The sequence below is a fragment of the Pseudoxanthomonas suwonensis genome, assembly GCF_000972865.1.
GTDB lineage: Bacteria > Pseudomonadota > Gammaproteobacteria > Xanthomonadales > Xanthomonadaceae > Pseudoxanthomonas > Pseudoxanthomonas suwonensis_B.
The window spans coordinates 3,834,443-3,855,732 of sequence record NZ_CP011144.1 but is presented as its reverse complement, the minus strand read 5'-3'; the positions used below and the strand labels follow the sequence as shown (position 1 = coordinate 3,855,732).

Here is a 21,290-nt window from a genome sequence, read left to right as displayed (position 1 = left end):
GGTTAGTACTATAAAGCTGCAGCCAACGAAATGGGGAACGATCATTGTTCTAGCATGCCGAGATAGGTGACCTTCCTGAAGATCAAGCTCTCGTTGGCTGTAAGGCGAACAGAATCGCCTTCTCTCACGACATGCCTATTGCCCAGTATCACAGCAGGCACCAAGTTACCATTTTCTAGCTTTACAACCGCCGGGCCGGACCCCACGGCAAATCGACTTGCCGGCTCAACACTCACCACCACGCCTCGATAATTACCTATAACTCGCCATTGCGGGTCAATAATCGCCGCTACTAGCAGAAGAAAAATAGCCCCGAATATTACGAGAACACAGCCGCTAGGCTTATGCTTCGCGTCCATAGCAACCTTCAAGAGAGCTTAATAATTCGCAAACGCCTTCTTCCCAAGCAGAACCCATAACACGGGAATCGCCAATAGCGTACATAGCACCATTGTTGAATAGGAAAAATTTCGACCTTCATGGCGAAGCACTCTTGCCATCCCCCAAAAGCCTTGGACCCGCCCCCTTATCGCTGCCCGTCGAAAGTATCGCAACGAAAGCTGAAGGTCCTTTAGTTCGCTCCGTTCGTAGAGACGGCCAAGATCCAACTCAACGTCTGGAAGCGCACCGTCCATGACGGCGGCCTCTTTCAAGAATCTCTCGGCCTGCACTATCTCCCCGCTCTTCATTAGCGCACGTCCCAAATACCAATACGAGATCATCGCGGGAGTTAGAACGGACGCCCGTCGATAGTCACTTATGGCTTTCGACAAATCCTGCGCAACACCTGTAGCCCCGTATTCATAGACTCCGCCCCTCATCAAAAATCCCGCGCCGTGCTCCGACTCATCGATAGACTTGATCAAAATCTCCGCAGCTTCAATAAGCGCCCTACCGTCGCGCTCCCTAAGCGATCTCCTGGCATCGCTATAGAAATTATTGCGGTTCATGGGGGAGGTACCGGCTTGGCTTCAATCGAAACCCCGGGCCTAGCGCGTTGACCAGCCTCTTGCAGAGCACGAACATGCACCAAGAATTCATCAGGCAACTGCGCTTGACGATTGTTCATATGCTGATCCAAGTGGCAGTGTGCGGTCGCTCCCCCGATTGTACAGGCTAACGCTAGCTCTCTCCTGTACTGCCATACCCTCCGAGCACCTTCAATGCATCCAGCACCGCCAATCACGGCGCACCCACCCCCGACAACAGGGCCGATTGAGACGACTGCGACCATGGTTAAGTCACCTCTCTTTACCTGATCTGGTCGCACGCAGGTGTCCATCGTGATGCATGAACTACGATATCCAACGACTCTCACCGTTTGGATATCAACAATCTCTGGCTCTTTGTCAGGTGGTGGTCTTTCACCTTTCACTTCGAGCCTCGGAAGATTCGTTGGCGCGGGGCCGGGATCCGTTGCCGTTGAGTCACAGCCACTAGTCGTGCACCCACTGAGCGCAGCGCGTCCATCAGGATCAACAAACGAGTAAGGATTTCCAAACGCGTAGGCGTAACGAGTGAAAAAGCGCCAATCGCCACTTTCAATCGCAGACACGGGATCAGCACTTATGAAAAGGCCCAGCTCCGGATCATAGTAGCGCTGTTCCATGTAAATGAGACCGGTGAGATGGTCCTGTACATGACCCGTATACCCGGGCTCATCATCGGGTTCACCATTTAGAGACTCTCCATACGGCGAGTATTCTGTAGTGCCCACGATCATGCCGCTGGCATCGGTTATAGCGATCGGAGTTCCCAAGCTGTCGTTGTGATAGTAAACGACAGTATCGGCCTGGACTTCGGGAGCCTTCGCTAGAAAAATGAGAGCAGCGAGCGAGATCAACGCAGCTTTATGCACCACAATCTCCCCCTACAGGTCTAACGAGCGAATTAAAACGTTATATATAGATGTTAGTCGAGACATCTTAATCAGTGCGCAAGCCACAGCAATCAGATGCCTGTTCGAGACTGCCCGCCGGTGCTACTCGATGCTCTAAGGCCTTGAGAAGGCGAAATCAATCGTAACTACGGATCCGGGCTCAAGGACTGGGCTCGCTCGATTTCACTATCTTTGTGGGACGAAAGCGCTCATCGAAACACGGTGAACCACCGGACCCGCATGTAGACGGGACTTCGCTAATGAACGACCGCCCAGACTCAGTAGTTACCATCTTTCTAGGGCGAACTACTCGATAGGATCGAACGTCATAACCCAGGACCCGTTTGCCTGGAAGCCCGGTATTTTCGTAGAGGGATACATTATCAATTAAAACAGATCGCAACCCGCCCTCTGTACTACCAAGGAGCAGACCGGCATTCCCGTAAAACTGGTTACCAAACGTCAGGGTTCTGAGACTCCCGTCAGTACCAGAGATCGTCACGTTACGCACCCGGGGGGAATTAGAACCGCACACATTCGGCGGCGCAGGTTGAGGGCCAGGGGAATAGCAAGCATTGATGTCACCATAATCTATGGTATGAGTGAAAGAAGCCAATCCTGGACCCGATACCGTCCTCGACTTTAATGCAATCTCATCCATAAAATGCATTATGTTCGAGTAGTTCTGGCCCTCCTTGCTCCCTGAAAGGGCGTAGTCACATTGGAACCACACATCAGAAAACCCCTGACGACGTGGTTGAAACACGAAAACACCCTTAGCCCCAGACTCGATCTGTACTTGCACTGTCATCTGGCCAGAGTAGGAAGACGGGATTTGACTTTCCGTCGAACATGAATTGGACAGGGGCGATAAGGCGGGAGAAATGATCCCGGTCTGCGAGAAATCCCAAACTGATCCATCAGGATTCGTTATTGCGAAGGATCCGTTGCCAGCAAGGTTCCTGCTGCCGGATATCGACCACTGCTTGCCATTTGTTTGGATAACTGCTCCAGCGCTGCCCTGGCTTGGGTTTGAAGTTAAAGTGATGGCACGCCCATCACTACTGGTTATTCCGCTGGCGCCGTAGCTAACCCAGTTCCCGAATCTGTCTTCAATTCGAGTAACGTACATTCGGAATGTGTCCACATCGAGCCATCCGTCTACATCAGGACGATTAGGACTAAGGATCTGAATGTTCCGCCCCATCGCCTCCGGAGCACCGAAGTAGTACTTATCACCATTCGGGCTATGTCCGACGAAACCTTCCCCCCCGCCAGGCAGTTGATAGCAGCTGAATCGCCATCCTTCATTGGTGGCCCACTTGGAATCGAAGCCTGTGGGTCGATCCTCTTCGGTAGACAGCGGACGTAGAAGTCCACCACCGGCGTCGGGTGTATACAGAGAGTTGCCGTCCCAATAGTCGGATGGGAGGATATTATCTAAGGGCTTAAGTATGCGAACAGTCGCTGCGCCGCCATGGGGAAACATCAGAGCCCTCGGATCTGAACATCGATTCTCCGTATAGCTTGAAGGTGCATACCCCACTACCCACCCATACTCAGTGCTATGTACACCTTCGATATAAGGAATATCTCTTTCAAGCATGTAAGTCGCGTAGCCGCCGGGGGGCGTGTACAGACGGACTATGTAGTCTGCGGCAACTCGAAGATTATTGTTTCCCGGGATTTCAACTAAGGTCTTCCTAAATGTTGTTACTCCGGAAAAGTAGTCTATTCCGTCACCAAACTGACCAAACCCTGGCAACACGGCAGCCTTTGACGCACGATCGATCTCCTTGCCATGAGTTTCAAATGTGTATACCTGACCGAGCACGGAAAATGTGACAGACATAATTGCCACTAAAATCGCGCTACGAGTGATCATTCTAGAGCCACCCTTCAGCCCAGGGCTGGATTGTGCAAAGCGGCGGACGACAACTCCCGCCGCGATCATCAATTTGGGGATGACTGACATCATATTCATTTGACTACTCCGCAAATCCATACAGGCATGCCGCATAGTTGCTCCCAATCCAATCGACCCCTAGTCCTATAAAGGAGTGTGAGTCACCCAATCTGACCATGCTGAACAGGTTGTGCCATTGCATGACCTAATTCTGTATTGCCCCTGAGGTCCGAAGTGCATGGGGGGACCGGACATCGAGACTTGGTGCGGGATTGCTGTATTGCCTGGCAATGTCATCGTCGGCCCGGATTGTCCTGTGATTTCATAGCTGGTCGCACCCGCGACCTGGTTCCAGAAAAAGTAGTAGGTGGTTGTTTGCGGCCAACCGGACGACTGGTATTTCACGTAGAAGTTCACCGGAATCAGATTTATCACTACCACGGTCTGCGCCACAGCCGAGTACGGCCCACAACCAGAGGTATTGCATGCGCGTACTCGATATCCGTAGGTGCCGTTGGGCTTCGAACTGATTGATCTGCTCGTATTTGCCCCCTCATAGATCTGAGCCCATGCCCCACCGTCGACTTGCTCTTCCAACTGGTAGCTCGTCGCTGTACCTACGGCCGTCCACATGAGGGCGTACGTGCCGGTAGTGTTGTTAGTAGGTGCAGTCACCGTTGGCGCCGAGGCCGGTGGCAGCAGCACCGTGGTGCTACTCACCGCCGAATAGCCGCCACAGCCACTGCTGTTGCAGGCCTGGACCCGATAGCCGTAGGTCCCGTTGCCCTTGCCGCTGATCGCCCGGCTCGTCCCGGCCGCATCCTGGATCAGGGACCAGCTGCCACCGTCGATCTGCTCCTGCAGCTCGTAGCGGGTCGCCGTGGCCACGGTGGTCCAGCTCACCGTGTAACTGCCGGTAGCGCTGCTGGCCGGCGTGGTCACCGTCGGCACCGACGCCGGTGGCAGCAGCACCGTAGTGCTCTTCACCGCCGAATAGCCGCCACAGCCACTGCTGTTGCAAGCGCGGGCTCGATAGTCATAGGCGCCACCATCTCTTCCGCTGAGCGCCTTGCTGGCGGACGATCCATTGTGGACCTCGCTCCAGCCACCCCCATCCTTGCGTTCCTCCAGGCGGTAGCTAGTCGCCGCGGCCACCGTGGTCCAGCTCACCGTGTAACTACCGGTGGTGCTGCTGGCCGGCGCGGTCACCGTCGGAGCTCCGTCGGGGGGCTGCAGGGTCGAAGTGGTCACTTTAGCCACCAGGCTTCCGCCCAGGTGGATGTACGCGTTGGTCTCGCTCGTCCGAGCATTCCGCTGGTAACGCAGCGCACCGCCCATGTCGTAGAACGAGTCGATATCGCCCAACGTGGACGATACGGACTTCACGCGGCGTCCGTGGCCATCGTAGCGATAGCTCTCCTGGCCCGTGACCTCACGAAGGCGGTTGCCGTAATCGAACTGGTGCAGCACACCATTCTTGTTGGCCAAGTTGCCGCGCACGTCGTAACCGAGCCCGACCACCGCCGCACCGCCCACCACCTGGTTCACCGTCTCCAGCTGCTGCTTGGCGTTGTACCAATAGGTGTAGTTGCGGCTGGTCCCAACCTTGAAGGTTTTCAGGTTGTCCAGCACGTCGTAACTGAACTGGGCCAGATTGTCCCCGCCGAACATCACCGACTGGGTTGTGAGCAGACGGTCCAGGCCGTCATAGGCCATGCTGCGCGTCTGGCGTCCCGTGCCGACGTAGTCCGTGATGGCTGCAACGTTGGCATTGGCGTCGTAGCTGTACGCCAAATCCAGCGGATTGCCGCCGCCGGAATCGGTGCTGCGCGCCGGGAGCTGACGCGCGTTCTGGGTCATGGAATGGACGATGCCGTTGCCGTAGGTGAACTGTTTGATCGCCCCGTTGGGGTAGTAACTCACCCCCGTGGCATAGGTTCCGGCTCGGGTGGCCTGCCCCAAGGCATTGGGGGCATAGGCCACGGTTAGGCCCGAAGGATAAACGTGGTTGGCGAGATGGCCGTTGGCCGTGTAGCCATAACCCAGGGTGAAGGTGTCCCCTCCCTGAGTGACAGCCTCCCCGGTCAGCAACCGACGCTTGTTATAGGTATATGCATTGATGGCGGTGTCCCCGCCATTGCTGTTGTTCGTGCTGATCTGGCCAGGTAGTCCATCCGGGGTGTAGGTCCACGTCTGGTTGCCACGCCCATCCGGGAAGGTCAGCGTCTTGAGCCGGTTGCGCGCATCGTAGGTGCGACTCACCTTCTGGTTGGACGCCACGCTGGCGGTATCACAGCTACTAGTGGATGGATAGCTCTGCCCGCTGGCCGACCAACTAAGATTGCCGGCACCGTCGTAGGCCATCACCGCTGCCCCGGTCTCCGGCTCGATCGACTTGCACAACTGCTGGTTGGCGTCATAGACGTAGCTGCGGGTGACGGACACACTGCCGCTGTTGTTGCGTCGGGTGATCGAAGTCGGCTTGCCGAACACGTCGCGGGCGATGTCGGTATAGGCCCCTTCCGGTTGGACAATGGCTACCGGCCAGTCGTAGGTCGGCTGGTCGTAAGCCATGTACGAGATGGTGGTCGCATGTCCACGGGGCGGTGTGTTGCGGATTCGATTGCCGGACAGGTATTCGGTCAGCGTGACCAAGGGCTGTGAACCCAGCTCGCTGTCCTGCGACACGGCAACCACCCGTCCCAAGGCGTCGTAGTCAGTCCATGTGCCCGTGGTCGGGTTGTTCACCGCGGCCGGATATGAGGCGAAGGTCACACGGCCCTCATGGTCGTAGGCGAAGCGCTGGAAGCGCTCGGTGCCGGCCTGGTTGGCGGTGTCGTACTCACGAACCACTAGCGGCCGCCACAAGGCATCGAAATAGGTGATCTTGCGTCCGGTACCCGTGGACACGGTCTGCTGCCAGTGACCGGCCGGAATGCCATACTCGCTGCTGGCGACCTGGACGAAGGCCTGCGTCGTGGTGGACCAGGTGGTGCTGTCGGCGGTGGGATACACAATGCTGGCCAACCGGCCCATCGCATCATAGCCGTAGCCGGTGACATAGCCGTTCTCGTCGGTCACCGAGGTGATCCAGCCCTCGTCGTTGACCACGGCTGACCCGCTGGCCCCATCGGCATACTGGATCGACTGGGGAATGCCCCGCTTCCAGCTACCCGCCGTCGTGACGTTGTTGTTGCCGTCCTTCACCGTGGCCACCGTGCCATCGGTGTTGTAGGTCAATGTCTGGACGGTCTTGCCGAATGACTTGACGACACTTGGTTGGGCATTGGCATTGTAGGTCGTCTCAGAGGCAACCACGCCATTGACGGTGGCCTGGGAGACCTGTCCCAATACCCACTTGGCGGTATTGTCATGATAGGTGATGGTCTCGGTGCGCGTGTAAGTCTGCGCCTCGGCCATAACAGGCAAAGCAGCCACCATGCTAGCAAGCAACAGCTTGCCGACAATTGCTGACATGAGTTCCCCTTTTCTTGTACGCCAACCAACGAACGCCAAAGCGGTATCCCTAAACCGCCAGACGTGTCCCCACACGCATGTCATCGCTTGTAACTAGGCGCCCGCGAATCCCCAACCGCTTACCGCACTTACGGCCCAGCCGTGTCTAGAGCACCACATTGCAACGAGGATTTCCGGGATCGGCATCACATATGCAATGCAATAACGAAGCATCGCAGCCGAGGAATATCGGAACTATGTATCTGCGATACACCAAAGGCATGAATTCCACCGAGACACCCCTGAGCTAAAGAGGATGTTTGACCGACACTGCTATCTTCTTGGCAGCGGCTGCAGTGCACGGAATCCCCTTCCGTACTCATCGGTAAGGCCCGCTGCCTCCTGCGGATTGCGGATCACGGTCGGAGTCAGCAGCACGATCACTTCCTCGCGGTTGTCGTTGACGACCTGGCGCCCGAACAACCCACCCACGACCGGCAACCGGCTCAGGCCGGGCACGCCTGACGAGCCCTTGTCCTGTCCCTGGCTGATCAGGCCGGCGAGCATGATGGTGTCGCCGGCGCGGATGGCCGCCTCGGTCTTCAGGCGACGGGTGTCGATGCGCACGTTGCCGTTCTCGTCCGCATCCGTCTGCGAACCCGGCGTGCTGACCTCCTGCACGATGTCCAGGAACACCATGCCGTCGCGGGTCACCCGCGGGCGGACCTTGAGGATGATGCCGGTATCCAGATACTGCACCTGGGTGTAGCGGCTTTCGCCCGTTCCCGGCATGACCGACACCGAGGTCACCGGGATCTGGCTGCCGACGATGAAGGTTGCCTCGGCGTTGTTGCGCACCACCACCGACGGGGTCTGCAGCAGCTGCACGTCGGTGACCCTGTCCAGGGCGCTGATGACCGCAGCCGCGTTGCGGCCGAGGAAGGTCCAGCCCAGGCCGTTGCCGGTGATGCTGCCGGCGATGTCGCCCCAGATATCGCGGCCTAGCGCGCTGGGCAGGCCAGGACCCGCGGGCGGAGCGGCGGTCACCGCGTTCTCGAAATACCAGTTCACCCCGTAGCTCAGTTCGCCGGTGAGCTTGACCTCGGCGACCTGTGCCTCGATGTGCACCTGAAGCGGCATCACGTCGAGCTTGTCGATCACTTCGCGGATCGAGCGCCAGGCTCCAGGCCGGGCACGTACCAGCAAGGAGTTGGTTTCCTCCACCGCCGACACGCCGACCCGGTCGCCGTCCACGTCCAAGCCGAGGCTGGCGTTGCCGTTGGTCGCCGGGCTCAGCTGCAGCATGCCTTCGTTCACTCCACCGCCCATGCCCTGCCTGCCGAAGCCGACCGTTCCGCCGCGGCTGTCCAGTCCGCCGCTGTCCAGCTGGACCGGCGTGGCGCCGGGGGCCAGCGCCGCGGGCGCGGCATCGACGCTCCTGTTGCCGGCGCCGTAGACCTCGGCCAGGCGTTCGGCCAGATCGCGCGCCTTGATGTACTTGAGTTCGTAGGAATACAGGCGCGAACCAACGCCTGCGCTGTCGATCCGGTCCAGCCACTGCTGGATCTGGTCCAGGTACGTGGCCTGCGGCGTGATCACCAGGACCGCGTTGGCGGCTTCCAGCGGCAGGAAGCGGAACATGCCGGCACTGGGCGTCTTGCCGCTGTCGCCGAACACCTTCTCCAGGTCCGCCGCCACCTGCCCGGCCCGGCCGGACTGCAGCGGGAACACGCCGACCGACATGCCCGACAGCCAGTCGACGTCGAAGACCTGCACCGTGCGCAGGTAGTTCTCCAGTTCGGCCGCGGTCCCGCCCAGGGTGATCAGGTTGCGGGTCTGGTCGACGGCGACGACCGCATTGGAGCGTGTATACGGCTCCAGCACCTTCTTCATTTCCTCCGCGCCGATGTAGCGCAGCGGCACCACGCGCACCTCGTAGCCGCGCGCGCGCGCAGCCGACCCGGTTCGCGGCGCCACGTTGCCGTTCATCCCCTGCTCGGCGGGAACAACGTTGTAGCGGCCGCCGCTGTAGACAAGGCGCGCATTGTTCTGGGCCAGGACCATTTCCAGCAGCCGCATTGCCTCGCCCGGCGATACGGGGTTCGGCGTGGCCAAGGTAACGGACCCCTGCACTTCGGCGGCGATGAAGTAGTTCTGGCCGAGCATCTCGCCCAGGATCGCCTTGACCACGCCCTGCAGCGATTCGCCCTCGAAGTTGAAGGTGGCCATGCCCGAGCCCGCTTCGCTGGGCGGCGGCGGCGGCGCGAGGGCCGATTCGTTGATGACCTGGCCGCTGCCGCGCCGGATCATCGGCTGGGGGCGGGTATTGCCGTCCTCTTCCGTCCCCGGCATGTCGGAAGCGGCTGGCGGCGACGGATCGCTGTTGCGGCGGATGTCGGCGGTGGGGACGCTGCTACAGGCCGCCAGCAGGGTCACGAGGAAAAGGGTGGTGGTCGTGCGGAATGTCATGCCGGTGCTCTTAGGGTGTGTCGCTGGGGACGGGCGCTTCGCCCTGACCTTGTTGGTTCATTCGCTGGCGGCGCTCTTCGATCCGCCGACGGATTTCATCGATCTGCTGCTGCGTGGCGACGGTGGAAGCCATGGGTGCAGGCTGCGCCGGCGTCACGTGGGCGCCCGCCCCAGGTTGCATCGAGGAAGAGGCGGCCGATGCAGGAGCGAGGAAGCCGGAAGGGCGTCCCTGTCCTGCGCGCGTGCCTTCGTAGGTCTGCAGCGCCAGCGAGCGGACGCCACCGGGACCGGTCACCATCGCCGCGCGGGGTTGCAGCGAAAGCAGACGCCACCCCGCCACCTCGGGACCGTCCAGGCGCAGCCGCAGCGAAGCGCCGTTGGTGGTCTGCAGGGTCGCCAGCTGCAAGCCCGGCGTGATCAGCACGCCGGTGAGACGGACATCTTCGGTGGCGGCAGGTGCGGCGTCGGCAACGAGCTGGAAGGCCTTGGGCAGGCGGTCCATGGAGAACAGCGGATGCGCGGCAATGCCGGAGTATCGGTCGAAGGCCAGCAACCGTTCCGACGCTGGCTCGGGCAAAGTCGGCATGGCCAGGACCGTAGCGGTGCCGTCCTCCTTGGCCGGCTGCGCAATCCGCCCGCCGAGGCCCATCACAGCCAGCAGCCATACCAGCATCGCCCATCCGGCCAGCGCTGCCAGCAGCCAGGTGCGGGAGCTCAATGCTTCAAAGCGCATTGTCGACCTCCATCGGAGTTCCCACGACTCCGTCCGGGTCGAGATAGCCGCTAAGGTCGAAGCTGGCTTCCACGCCGCCACTGTTATCCCGGCCGTCCCCAGTCCGCTGGGCCAGCAGGTTTACCTTGTCGACGAACAGCCGCGGCTGCCCTTGCCCACTCTCCAGCGCATACAGCACTGCGGCCAGCGCCGGTACGCCGCAGCGAACGTGCGCGCGCAGCGATACGCGGACGAAGCGCCCGTCCTCGGTTTCCGGCGGCAGCGGGGAGCGGTTGTTGATGGCACAGGTACTGCCATCGGGGCTGGCGGCCAGCACCGCCGCTTCCAGACGCTGTGCCAACCCCGCGCTGGCGAGCTCGGCGCTGCGCTCGGGCAGGAAGCCGGGACGTCCGGCCAGCGCATCAGCGACCGCCTGCAGCTGTCTGTCGACCTGCGGCGCCTGCCGCAGTTGCGCCTGGATGCGCTGGTCCCGTTCCTGCAGGTCCCGGATCCGCCGGTCCGCCTCGCGCATCGGCCCTGTCCAGACCGGATGCACGAGCAGCGCGTAGGCCAACGCCATGACGGCCAAGAACAAGGCCAGTGCCAGCCAGCGCTCCCGCCTACTGGGTACTGTCATCGCCATCGGCGGCCTCCGGTCGGGAGATGGTGCCCCCTGTCAGCTGGGCGGTCACGGTGAAACGGCTGCGGCCGGATACTGCGTCGGACTGGAGCGTGCCGGCCAGGGCCGGCTTGCGCCACAGCGGCGAACCTTCCATGCGTTCGATCAACGACGGCGCATCGTCGCTGAAACCGATCAGCACCAGTTGGCCACCATCGATGGAAAGCTTCTCGAGCCAGGTGCCATCGGGCAGGCGATGCGTCACCTCGTCCCATACTTCCACCACGGTAGACTGCCCGGCGCGGATCCGATCCAGGAACGCGGCACCTTCGACCAGCGCGGAAAGCCGGCCGCGCTGCGCGGCGACCTGGCGTGCCTGCGCGACTTCGGCTTCGACCCGTTGCTGAAGCACATCAGCGGCGTCGCGCCGGTTCTTCAGGATCTGGGCGCCAGCGGCGCCAGCGGCAATCAGCGCAACGACGGCCAGAAGCATGTTCCAGCGCTGCATCGGGTCTGTCTGGCGCCGCCGCTGTGCCATCGGCAGCAGGTTGAATCCCAATGGCTGGCCCTGCGCATCGGCCAGGTCGATGCCGGCCAATGCCGATGCCGTCCCACCACGCTCGCCCAATTCCCGATCCAGTACGCGCTGCGGCACGACGACGATTTCCACATCGATCTGCCCATCGTGGCGGTGGTCGACCGTGCGTGCGTCGTACTGGACTTCGCCGGCCGCAAACGGCGTCTGCCGGTCGATCTCGAATCCGACGACCTGGCGCAGGTGCCTGGCGGCGGACGACGGCAGGCGAAGGCGCCGATTCAACCCGGATCCGGCGGGCAGCAGCCACCAACGCGGCAGGGCGGCCGCCCGCGCAACCAGCAGCCGGTCGAGATCGAGGTGGCCGGCCGAGGCGGAAATGCGCGCCAGTTCGCGCACGCATCCGTCGTCCTCCCAGAGCACAAGCACGTCTTCGCCTTGCCTGCACAGCAGCAGGCGGTCATGGGTCCAGCCCAACAGGTTGCGCCAGCCGCGGGGAAGCCACGCCGCCAGGCTCCGTCGCCACCAGTCCCAGAAGCCCGCCAGGGCGGGAAGCAGGCGCAAGCCGGTGTTCCTGACGCCAATACCTGCCGTGTTCATCGTGCCAATGTCCCCGTTTCCCAACGCATGACCGCGTATGCCGCACCCGGCACCGCGCCGCCGCGCCGCACCGTCGCCCGCAGGACCGCTTCGCGTCCGTCGGCCAGCGTCGCGTGGCTCTCGATGCTATAGGTTCCCGTGCCGGCGATCGCCTGGCCGCTCCGGCGTTCCTGGCCGATGCGTGCGGTATCCAATCCCAGCGCGGCACGCACCGGTGCGGACGCGAACTCGGCATTCGGGCGCGACAGGCCGCTGAAGACCGTCAGGTGCGGCGCCAACCCGACGAACAGTTCCGGTGTCATGCCCAGCACCTGGTGTAACTCGGCCACGCTTTGGAACGGGGCGTCCTTGGCACCGTAGGCCCGGCCGGCCGCCGCGTACGCGGGATCCTCGGCACCGCCGCCGGGCTGGGTCAGCGAATCCGGATCGCGCCAGTCCACGATCGCGCCAGCCAGCTGCTGCGCCGCGGACGGCTCCGCGCCCACGGCGTACAGCAGCGCCGCAAGCAGTGCGGGATCGGCGTGGTTGATATCGACCTTGCCCGACTCGTCGACGATCCGCAGTTCGACGGACGCGCCTGCGAAGGACCAGGCGTACGTCCGGCCATCGGCGGCCCATCGGCGCTGCGGATGCGGATCGGCCAGGCGCGCCATCGCGTACTCAATGCCGGCGCGCGCGATCTCCTGGGCCTGCGCGCCGTCGGCCTGCACTTTGCCCTGCAGCATCTCCACGCGCGAGGCCAGCGCGAAAGCACCGATCGTCGCCACCATCATCACGATCAGCCACAGCACGAGCGGAAGCGCCGCGCCCCGTTGGACGCCGGCATCACGGCCGCATGTCCGGCGGTCGACTCGCCGGCCGCCTCGGCCCGGCATGCATGCACCGGGTCGCCTCATGGTGCGGCTCCGGCACTGCCGTGCGGCAGCGACACGACCATCGGCGGCCAAGCCTCCCCATCGTCCGGCTCGATCACGACCTCGACCTGCAGCGGCATCCGTTCCGGCCACGGCCACTGCGCCTGCCAGTCGCCAAGCCCACCTTGCGGATCCAGTCCGCGATAGCGGAAGCGCACCGCCTGCAACCGGTCGGCCAGCACCTCTGGCGGTCGCACTGTCGTCCCGGCGACCACCCTGCCCGCCTGGACCATGGACAGGTCCAGCAGCAGCCGTCGCTGGCTGCCCCTACCGTCCGTCTGCAGTTCGTGGAGATATGGGCCGCCATGGCCCAGGTAGGGCGGCAGATCGGCGACGAACCGCATGCGCTCCGGTTCCCCGACGAAACGCAGGTGGCGTGCACCACCCTCGGTGTCGAACGTGATCGGCAAGGCCCCCGCCAGACGCCAGCGCAGGAAACCCTCGACCGCGCGCATGCGCTCGCTGCGCGCGGCGATAGCTTCGCCGCGCGCGCCGACAGCCTGCGCGGACCGGATCACCGCAAAGGCCAGCGCCAGTCCGGCCGCCAGCAGCACCATCGCCAGCAGCACCTCGATCATGGTGAAGCCGCGCATCCGTGCGGCACCCGAGCGGGCAGCGATGGGCAACGCCACCATCAACGAATTCCCTCTGCGGGAACCAGCCGCAACGTCTGCCAGCGCATCGCCTGGCCCGGCTCATCCCCCCAACGAACCTCCAGGGTCAGCTGCCGCAACTGCGGCGAAGAAAGCCGTACCGGCATCGTGAGGACGGGTGCAGAATCGGCGTAGGGCGCGATCTCCAACGTCCAGCGATAGACCCCCTTATCGAACGTGCCTTCCCTTCGCCCCGGTTCCAGCGCCTCGCCAACGCCGGCCTGGGCCAGCAGCGATTGCGCATGTAGGCTGGCGCGGCTGATTGCCTCCGAGTGACGCACCTGCCGCGCGGCACCCGACAGCGTCCCCAACAGCAACGTCAGCGCCAGCGCCAGCAGGGCGAAAGCGACAATCACCTCCAGCAGGGTGAAGCCGGCGCAACACCCAGCACCGGCTCGGCACGCACGGCGAAGGCCCCGCGTCATCGCGCGCCCTCCACCGACGGGCGGCTAAGCGTCACCTCGCCGGTGAGCCATGCCACGTCGACCTGCCAAATGGCGCCTCCCGACTCCAAGCGCACGCGTCCGCCGGTGGAACCGCCGTCCTCGAAGAACACGATGGCGCCAGTGCCAGGACGTGGCTGCACTTCGCGGGCGCCGATGAAGTCGACTTCAAGGGATTCCGGAAGCCTGCCCTGGCGCCCTCCGGCCGCTTGCCAGCGCCGCTGCAGCGGATCGATTTCGAACCGCTGCACCTGTCCGCTGGCGATCGCCTGCGCCCGGGTGTAACGCAGTTGCGCGGCGATCTCCTTGGCGCTGCTGCGCATCCGCACGCCTTCCAAGCCGCCGCTGTACACGGCTACGGCAAGCGTGCCGGCCAGCGCGACCAGCGCCATCACCAGCAGCAGTTCGATCAGGGACATGCCGTCCGCCCGCCCCCGGCGGGCCCGCGTGCTCATGCAGGCGTCCCTTCTCGCACCGGCAGCACCGCTCCGCTCATTCGTAGCGCACGTCGGCGTCGTAGCTGTCACCGCCAGGCTTGCCGTCCTTGCCCAGGCTGACCAGGTCGAAGGACTGGGACTCGCCCGGCACCCGATACTGGATCGGATGTCCCCAAGGGTCGTTCAGTTCGGCCGCCTTGGCATAGGGACCCAGCCAGCCGCCGGCGATGCCGGGCGCAGTCACCAAGTCCTCCAGCTTCCCCGGCAACCGCCCGGTGTCCAGCTGGTAGTTCTCCACCTTCCCCGCCAGCGTCTGGATCTGCGACCGGGCCAGGTTGGCCTTGCCGCGGTCCGCGCCGCCGAGCACCCGGCTGCCGACCAGGGTCAGCACCCCGCCAATCAGCACCAGCACGATGATCATCTCCAGCAGGCTCATGCCTGCCTGCCGGAAACCGCTGCGTACGGGATGCGGCCGGGTGACGGTTCGCATTGCGGTGTTCTCCATGGATTGCATTCTCCGGTTACGCATTGCCCTCATCCCAAGGCGCCGGTCAGGTCGTACAGGGGCACCAATACCGCGACGATCACCAGGCCCACCACGGATGCCAGTACTAGCGTCACCGCAGGCACCAGCGCCGCGAGCAGGCGGTCGATGGTGCGCTGCGTTTCCTGCTCGAAGACGTCGGCGGCCTTGAGCAGCATCCCGTCGAGCGCACCCGATTCCTCGCCCACTTGGATCATCTGCAACGCCAGCCGCGGAAAGCGCCCGCCCTCGGCCAGCGCCGCGGACAGGCCAAGGCCATCGCGCACGCGGTCGGTGGCCACGTCCACGTCCGCGGCCAGCGCCCGGTTGCCGAGCACGTTGCGGGCGATGCCCAGCGCACCCAGCAGCGGCACTCCGTTCTTCAGCAGCGTGCCTGCGGTGCGCGCCAGGCGCGCGGTCTCCAGCCGGAGCAGCAACGGACCCAGCGACCGGCGGCGCAGCATCCAGGCGTCCAGGCGCAGGCGTGCCTGGGGATCGCGTCGTTGGCGGTCGAGCCACCACGCCGCCACGGCCAGCGCCACGGGCAACGCCGGCCAGCCCGAGCGCACGGCCAGCCCCAGCCACAGCACCAGGCGGGTGAACCACGGCAGCGGCACCTCCAGGCTCTCGTACATCAGCGCGAACTGCGGCACGACGTAGCCGAGCAGGAACAACAGCGCCAACCCCACCACCACCAGCAGGATCGCCGGGTAGATCAGCGCGTTGACCACGCGCGTCTTCAGCGCCTGGCTGCGCTCCAGGTAATCCGCCAGGCGTTGCAGGCTCTCGTGCAGGTTTCCGCCGGCTTCGCCGGCGCGGACCATGTTCAGGTACAGGCGGGAGAATGTGCCGTGCTGCCGTTCCAGCGCCGACGAGAGCGACGCGCCGCCGCGCACCGCGTCGCGCACCTCGGCGACCAGCCGCCGCGCCCTATCGTCGTCCGGTACTTCCAGCAGGATCGACAGCGCCCGGTCCAGCGGCTGCCCCGCGCCCAGCAGGGTTGCCAGCTGCTGGGTGAACTGCGGCAGCGCGTCGCCCGCCAGCGGCCTGCGACGCCCGATGGCGCGCAACAGGGAGCCGCCGCCGGACGAGCCCGCGGGCCTGGTCTCCACCGGCAGGTGACCCTGCTCCTGCAGGCGGGCAACCACCTCGGCATCGCTGGCCGCCTCCATCCGCCCTTCCAGCATCCCGCCGCGCGAATCGATGGCCTTGTAGTCGAAGAAGGCCATGCGCCTAGCCTTCCTCTGTCACGCGCAGCACTTCCTCGAGGGTCGTTTCGCCGCGCAGCGCCTTGGCCAGGCCGTCCTCGTACATGGTCCGCATGCCGCCCTCGCGGGCGATCCGCTCGATCTCGTCGGCGCCGGCGCGGCGCAGGGTCGCGGCGCGCAGGGCGTCGTCCATGACCAGCAGTTCCATGATCGTGGTCCGTCCCAGGTAGCCGGTGGGGGTCAGCGCCGACGGCCGCGGCCGGTACAGCCGTATCTCGCCCTGCGGCTGGAAACGGCGCAGGCCGAAGCGCTGGATCTCCTCCGGCGAAGCCGGATAGGACTCGGCGTGGGTCGGCTCCAGGCGCCGGACCAGGCGCTGAGCGAGGATGGCGTTGACGGTGGAGGTCAGCAGGTAGTCCTCCACGCCCATATCCAGCAGCCGCGCCACTCCGCCGGCGGCGCTGTTGGTGTGCAGCGTGCTCAGCACCAGGTGGCCGGTCAGCGCCGACTGGATCGCGATGCGCGCGGTTTCCAGGTCGCGCATCTCGCCGATCATGATGATGTCGGGGTCCTGACGGACGATGCCGCGCAAAGCGCTGGCGAAGTCCAGGCCGATCATCGGCTTGACCTGGATCTGGTTGATGCCCTCGATCTGGTACTCGACCGGATCCTCGACCGTGATGATCTTGACGCCCGGCGTGTTGAGTCGCGACAGCGCGGCGTAGAGCGTGGTGGTCTTGCCCGAACCGGTGGGGCCGGTCACCAGCAGGATGCCGTGCGGCTGCGCCAGGACCCGGTGGAAACCGGACAGCAGCGCATCCGTGAACCCCAGCCGCTGGAAATCGAATACCACCGTCTCGCGGTCGAGCAGGCGCATCACCGCGCTCTCGCCATGCGCGGTCGGCATCGTGCTCACGCGCAGGTCGAGCTCCTTGCCCTGCACCCGCAGCATGATCCGCCCGTCCTGCGGCAGCCGGCGTTCGGCGATATTGAGCTTCGCCATTAGTTTGATCCGGCTGAGTACCGCGGCAGTAAGTTGGGCCGGCGGGCTCTCGCCCTCGGACAGCACGCCGTCGATGCGGTAGCGCACCTTCAGCCGGTTCTCGAAGGGCTCGATGTGGATGTCCGAGGCGCGCAGTTCCACTGCGCGCTGGATGATCAGGTTCACGAGGCGGATGACCGGCGCCTCGGAGGCCAGGTCGCGAAGGTGCTCGACGTCATCGGCATGGCTGCCGTTGTCGCCGTCTGCGGTCTCCACGATCACGCCCATGGTGCTGCGGCCCTGGCCGTACAGGCGCTCGATCAGCGCGTCGATCTCGGTTCCCACCCCCACCTTAGGGACGACCTTGCAGCCGGTCGCAAGACCGATCGCGTCCGAGGGATACGGATCGTATGGATTGGCCAGTACCGTTTCGATGAATCCGTCGCCTATCGCGATGGGGCATATACGGAACTGGCGCAGGAATCTTAGCGAGATTCCTAGGTTCTCGGGATTGAGTTCGTCGCCGGGCTCGATAGAACCGAGCTCAGCGCCACGGACCAGGGGGAGTCCCAGCACATCGGCGCACGCTTCCGCCTTGTCTTGCTCAGAAAGCAGCCCGAGCCGGCCGATCAATTCGAGTTGCCCGACGTCTGCTTCGCGCTCCAGGCCCTCGATCCGCTGCAGATCGACTGTTTTCAGCCGGCCGGATGCGACCAAGGCATCAATGATTGATGTCTCAGCGCTTATGGCACTTCCGGTCAACATCGAACCCGCTCGAGTAATCGAGCTGGCTTCTGGCTCTTTCATGTACCCGCTTTACCCCGTCCCCTGGTCAAGCATCGCATGTGCTTACCCGCCTTCCACGCTAGCCGTAGGCGAGCCAAATTTTTGTGACAGACACCTCGGTTCTGGCAGGCCACAGATACGCATCGGGCATCACTGGACTCTGCAATCGCGGCCACAGCCCACCCGGCAAGGAAGGGTGCCCGGCCCGCAGGTAGTAAAGTTTCCTGCTGATCTGGCCATTCTTATGCTCGACAGCATAATCGACCACGGTGAACTGATCACGGCCGAAGACCGATCAATCTTTGCTGTCGAGACAATCTTCGACCACTGGAGCTAATGCGGATACCCTCGTTGGCGGTACGGTCAAGAAGACAATGGCCAAAGCTATCCTTTCCTACCTACGATAACGGCCCCTAATCGCGTAGCTCCACTCCTTGGCTTTTGGCTACGTCGCACTAGAACACCTGTCACTGGTTGTAAGCGGACCTCGAACCGTCTGTGGAAGACATCTTGAACAACGGGTTTCAATCAGATCGATCAGCCCCCCCCCCCCGACGCTTGAGGGCTATTTGTTCGGCGTCGGTGGCGTCAGGAATCGATCGTTCAGTTCGCCAGTTCGGACAGTTGCTTCCAGGCGGCCAACTCAACGAGGACCACATTGGCTTCCAAGGTCGATGGGGCATGCGGCCCCTCAGAGACAATTTCCACGCGAGCCGGATCAACACCGTCACGGCGCAGGTGGGCAATCAGCTGATCGGCTGAGCGAGCCTCGTACGTGCACCTACCCGGTCGCCCCAGCGGATCGTGCGCGATGAACCGCTCCAGTCGATCGGCTTGAACCCCGATCATCACGGGCGGCGGCGCGAACTTGCCCGGAGTGAACCAGCCGATCATGCCTCGGGTGACCGCCGCCCTAGCTTCGGCACTGCCCAAGTCGCGGACGCAATGCGCCAGATGATGGCGCTCACCATCCGGCCAGCCCAGATCGTCGTCATCGATCGCCAGCCAGCGGTCGCGGATGTCCGGCCGCACGTGTTCCCGATAGAAAGCGATCTCAGCCCAGCGCGACGCCAGGTCGTGGCCCCGATGGATGTCTTCCAACGGCGGCAGCCGATGGTGGACCGCATCGGTCACCCGTGCAGCCAGCTCAGGCGGTAACAGGCCGCGCAGCGTGTCCAGGTTTCGTTTGCGGCCCCAGGTTGAAGAGATCACAACCTCGATGCCGGCCAGGTACGGGCGCAACAGCTCGGCCAAGGCCGGCGCGTGCACGAAGAATGGACCGGCATAGGCTCGGTGCCGGCCTGACTCGTCCAGCTCCCATGACGGGTGGAGCACGCCGTCGAAGTCGAGGAAGACGATCATCGTTGACCCGGCTGCATCTTCTGGAGGGTCAATGTGCGCGCCCACGCCGGTGGCGGGATGTGGCCGGTGACGGCCAACCAAGCCTGCCGCAGGGCCTCGGCGTCGACCAGGGCATGGTGCCGGCGCGCGGCGGCCTCCGGGTGTGCTGCGAAATAGTCCTCAACCAGCATGCCCATGGCACCTTCCTTGAGCATTCGCGACATCACTGGCTGCGGGATCGGGCCACAGGCCGCCGCCTGCTCGTCCGGCAGCTCGAAGCCCTCCAGTACATAGCGCAGCAGTGAAAAGTCGTTGGGGTAGTCGGCCAACACGACTGGCTCTGGATCTGCCCCCAGAAACGTCCGTAGGCCCGTGGTCATGGCCTGGTCCGTCATGGCCGCCCGCCCACGCTCCAGCAGCGGATAGACCACGTGCTGCGCGAAATCCGTTGGCGTCGCCGGCAACGGGTCGCGCTCAGCATAGAAGCGATGCCCCCCGTCCTCGCTGACCAGCGCAATGCTCACCAGCTCGCTGCCCAGCGTGTCGGCCCATTCGGTGTCGAGGAAAAAGTACATCAGCCGGTGCCTTCGTTGACGTAGGAAAAGGCCCACCGCAAGGCTTCAGCGTCGACCGCGGCATGGTGTCGGAATCGACGCCGGTCCGGGGGGGCGATCGAAATAGGTTTCAATGTGGCCCCACACGTCAGACTGGTCGACCAGAACCGACCCCCATTCCACCGGAGCAGCAGCCTGGGCCAGCACGCGGCGAAGCAGCGCGAAATCGTTCGGGTGGTCGGCCAAGACCTCCGGCACCCCTGCGGCGTCCAAGAAGGCGCGAACGCGCTCAGCTAAGTCCAGGTCAGGCATGGCTGGCCAGCCCCGCTCCAACAACGGATAGACCACGTGCCCAACAAAATCTGATCCTGCCGGTGGCAGCGGATCCCGTTCGACGTAGAGCTTGCGACGGCCATCCTTGCTGACCAGCGCTAGGCGCACCAGCTCAGTTCCAGTGGCATCTGCCCATTCGGCGTCGAGGAACAGGCGCATCACAGCGGATCCTGGATTCGTTTCCATGCTCAGCTCTTGCGGTACTTGGCCGGGAAGGTCGGCTTGGCCTTCCGCACCAGCGAGGGCGGAAAGAAGTGCAAATCTTCAGGCCGCAGACGCCCTTCGATCACGTCCAGACAATCGCGCTCGCGAGATGCGGCGAGCATGGCGTCGATCAACAAATCTCGCCCTTCCTCGGTCAAGCACCAGCCACCTCGCACCTCGTCGTAGACGATATGCGCCAGATAAGCGTCCCGAGCAATGCAATCGACCATGCTGGCACGCTACCATTTCCCGACGAGCGAAATGCCCCCATATATGGGATGGGCGCCAGCCCTTCAGCAGGCGCAAGCGTTCACTTCCTATGGGTATCCAGGGAAAGGACTTCGGCCGGTTCGTCGTAGGCACTTTCCAGGTCACCCGGCCCGACATCCAGCGGAAGCTCGCCAGGCGGACAGATTTCCATACCACTCATCAATGCTTCTTCCCAAGTGCAGGCATTGGGGTCGGGGGACGAACGAAATCGCAGTATCTTACTCATGGCTGGCTCCAAGCGTAGCGCGTGGCCACGCGAACAGGTGGTGCCCCTGGCCGGGCTCGAACCGGCACAAGCCGCTTATCTGGCGCTGACGGGATATAAATCCGCTGCTCTACCCATTGAGCTACAGGGGCATGATCGTTGCGATCAGACCGGTATTCGGCTGTAGCTAGGGCGGCGGAAGGTCGACATGGCCCTACGGTACTTGAAGAGGAGCATCCGCTCAACTCACCCCAAATTTGG

General features: G+C 63.4%; 20 protein-coding genes and 1 tRNA gene. All 21 read right to left on the bottom strand.

Features of this window, described 5'->3' with window-relative positions:
- Positions 1-377: 377 nt before the first annotated feature.
- A complete protein-coding gene (locus WQ53_RS16930) occupies positions 378-950 on the bottom strand; it encodes a tetratricopeptide repeat protein (RefSeq protein ID WP_144409363.1) in 573 nt (190 codons plus the stop codon).
- Positions 947-1,858, bottom strand: a complete 912-nt coding sequence (locus WQ53_RS17475; protein ID WP_158497856.1) for an RHS repeat-associated core domain-containing protein — start codon at positions 1,856-1,858, stop codon at positions 947-949. The genes WQ53_RS16930 and WQ53_RS17475 overlap by 4 nt, the downstream gene beginning before the upstream one ends.
- 181 nt (positions 1,859-2,039) lie before the next feature.
- Positions 2,040-3,863 (bottom strand): hypothetical protein, encoded by a 1,824-nt coding sequence (locus WQ53_RS16925; RefSeq protein ID WP_144409362.1) that lies wholly within the window; start codon positions 3,861-3,863, stop codon positions 2,040-2,042.
- 66 nt (positions 3,864-3,929) lie between these two features.
- Positions 3,930-7,301, bottom strand: a complete 3,372-nt coding sequence (locus WQ53_RS15960) for an RHS repeat protein (RefSeq protein WP_158497855.1) — start codon at positions 7,299-7,301, stop codon at positions 3,930-3,932.
- A 273-nt stretch (positions 7,302-7,574) separates the two neighbouring features.
- Entirely contained in the window at positions 7,575-9,710 is a 2,136-nt protein-coding gene (gspD, locus tag WQ53_RS15955) for a type II secretion system secretin GspD (RefSeq protein ID WP_052633724.1), read from the bottom strand.
- A gap of 10 nt (positions 9,711-9,720) precedes the next feature.
- Positions 9,721-10,443, bottom strand: a complete 723-nt coding sequence (locus WQ53_RS15950; RefSeq protein WP_052633722.1) for a hypothetical protein — start codon at positions 10,441-10,443, stop codon at positions 9,721-9,723.
- Complete coding sequence (gene gspM, locus WQ53_RS15945) at positions 10,433-11,065, bottom strand: type II secretion system protein GspM (RefSeq protein WP_236685872.1); 633 nt, start codon at positions 11,063-11,065, stop codon at positions 10,433-10,435. Before gspM ends, WQ53_RS15950 begins: the two co-directional genes overlap by 11 nt.
- Entirely contained in the window at positions 11,043-12,176 is a 1,134-nt protein-coding gene (locus tag WQ53_RS15940; RefSeq protein WP_052633719.1) for a PilN domain-containing protein, read from the bottom strand. The genes gspM and WQ53_RS15940 overlap by 23 nt, the downstream gene beginning before the upstream one ends.
- Positions 12,173-12,949, bottom strand: coding sequence for a general secretion pathway protein GspK (locus tag WQ53_RS15935; RefSeq protein ID WP_052634129.1), 777 nt, complete (start codon positions 12,947-12,949; stop codon positions 12,173-12,175). Before WQ53_RS15935 ends, WQ53_RS15940 begins: the two co-directional genes overlap by 4 nt.
- Positions 12,950-13,068: 119 nt before the next feature.
- Positions 13,069-13,725, bottom strand: coding sequence for a prepilin-type N-terminal cleavage/methylation domain-containing protein (locus tag WQ53_RS15930; RefSeq protein WP_052633717.1), 657 nt, complete (start codon positions 13,723-13,725; stop codon positions 13,069-13,071).
- Positions 13,725-14,168 carry a type II secretion system protein XpsI gene (xpsI, locus tag WQ53_RS15925; RefSeq protein ID WP_052633715.1) on the bottom strand — a complete coding sequence of 148 codons (444 nt, stop codon included), beginning with the start codon at positions 14,166-14,168 and terminating at the stop codon, positions 13,725-13,727. Before xpsI ends, WQ53_RS15930 begins: the two co-directional genes overlap by 1 nt.
- Positions 14,165-14,641: a type II secretion system protein XpsH gene (gene xpsH / locus WQ53_RS15920; protein WP_052633712.1), complete on the bottom strand. Its 477-nt coding sequence runs from the start codon at positions 14,639-14,641 to the stop codon at positions 14,165-14,167. Before xpsH ends, xpsI begins: the two co-directional genes overlap by 4 nt.
- Positions 14,642-14,678: 37 nt before the next feature.
- On the bottom strand, positions 14,679-15,113 hold the full coding sequence (gene gspG, locus WQ53_RS15915; protein ID WP_236685871.1) for a type II secretion system major pseudopilin GspG: 435 nt from the start codon (positions 15,111-15,113) through the stop codon (positions 14,679-14,681).
- 44 nt (positions 15,114-15,157) lie between these two features.
- The gene (gene xpsF / locus WQ53_RS15910) at positions 15,158-16,375 is read right to left on the bottom strand and encodes a type II secretion system protein XpsF (protein ID WP_052633709.1); all 1,218 of its coding nucleotides are present in this window, start codon (positions 16,373-16,375) and stop codon (positions 15,158-15,160) included.
- 4 nt (positions 16,376-16,379) lie between these two features.
- On the bottom strand, positions 16,380-18,101 hold the full coding sequence (gspE, locus tag WQ53_RS15905; protein WP_052633706.1) for a type II secretion system ATPase GspE: 1,722 nt from the start codon (positions 18,099-18,101) through the stop codon (positions 16,380-16,382).
- A gap of 624 nt (positions 18,102-18,725) precedes the next feature.
- Positions 18,726-19,484 carry an HAD domain-containing protein gene (locus WQ53_RS15900; RefSeq protein ID WP_052633703.1) on the bottom strand — a complete coding sequence of 253 codons (759 nt, stop codon included), beginning with the start codon at positions 19,482-19,484 and terminating at the stop codon, positions 18,726-18,728.
- Complete coding sequence (locus WQ53_RS15895) at positions 19,481-20,038, bottom strand: 3'-5' exoribonuclease (protein ID WP_052633701.1); 558 nt, start codon at positions 20,036-20,038, stop codon at positions 19,481-19,483. The genes WQ53_RS15900 and WQ53_RS15895 overlap by 4 nt, the downstream gene beginning before the upstream one ends.
- Positions 20,039-20,083: 45 nt before the next feature.
- Positions 20,084-20,509 (bottom strand): hypothetical protein, encoded by a 426-nt coding sequence (locus tag WQ53_RS16920; protein ID WP_144409359.1) that lies wholly within the window; start codon positions 20,507-20,509, stop codon positions 20,084-20,086.
- A 29-nt stretch (positions 20,510-20,538) separates the two neighbouring features.
- On the bottom strand, positions 20,539-20,784 hold the full coding sequence (locus WQ53_RS15890) for a hypothetical protein (RefSeq protein WP_052633699.1): 246 nt from the start codon (positions 20,782-20,784) through the stop codon (positions 20,539-20,541).
- Between the two features lie 80 nt (positions 20,785-20,864).
- Positions 20,865-21,050 (bottom strand): hypothetical protein, encoded by a 186-nt coding sequence (locus tag WQ53_RS16915; protein WP_144409358.1) that lies wholly within the window; start codon positions 21,048-21,050, stop codon positions 20,865-20,867.
- A gap of 38 nt (positions 21,051-21,088) precedes the next feature.
- Positions 21,089-21,181 (bottom strand) — tRNA-Ile (locus tag WQ53_RS15885).
- Positions 21,182-21,290 lie beyond the last annotated feature (109 nt).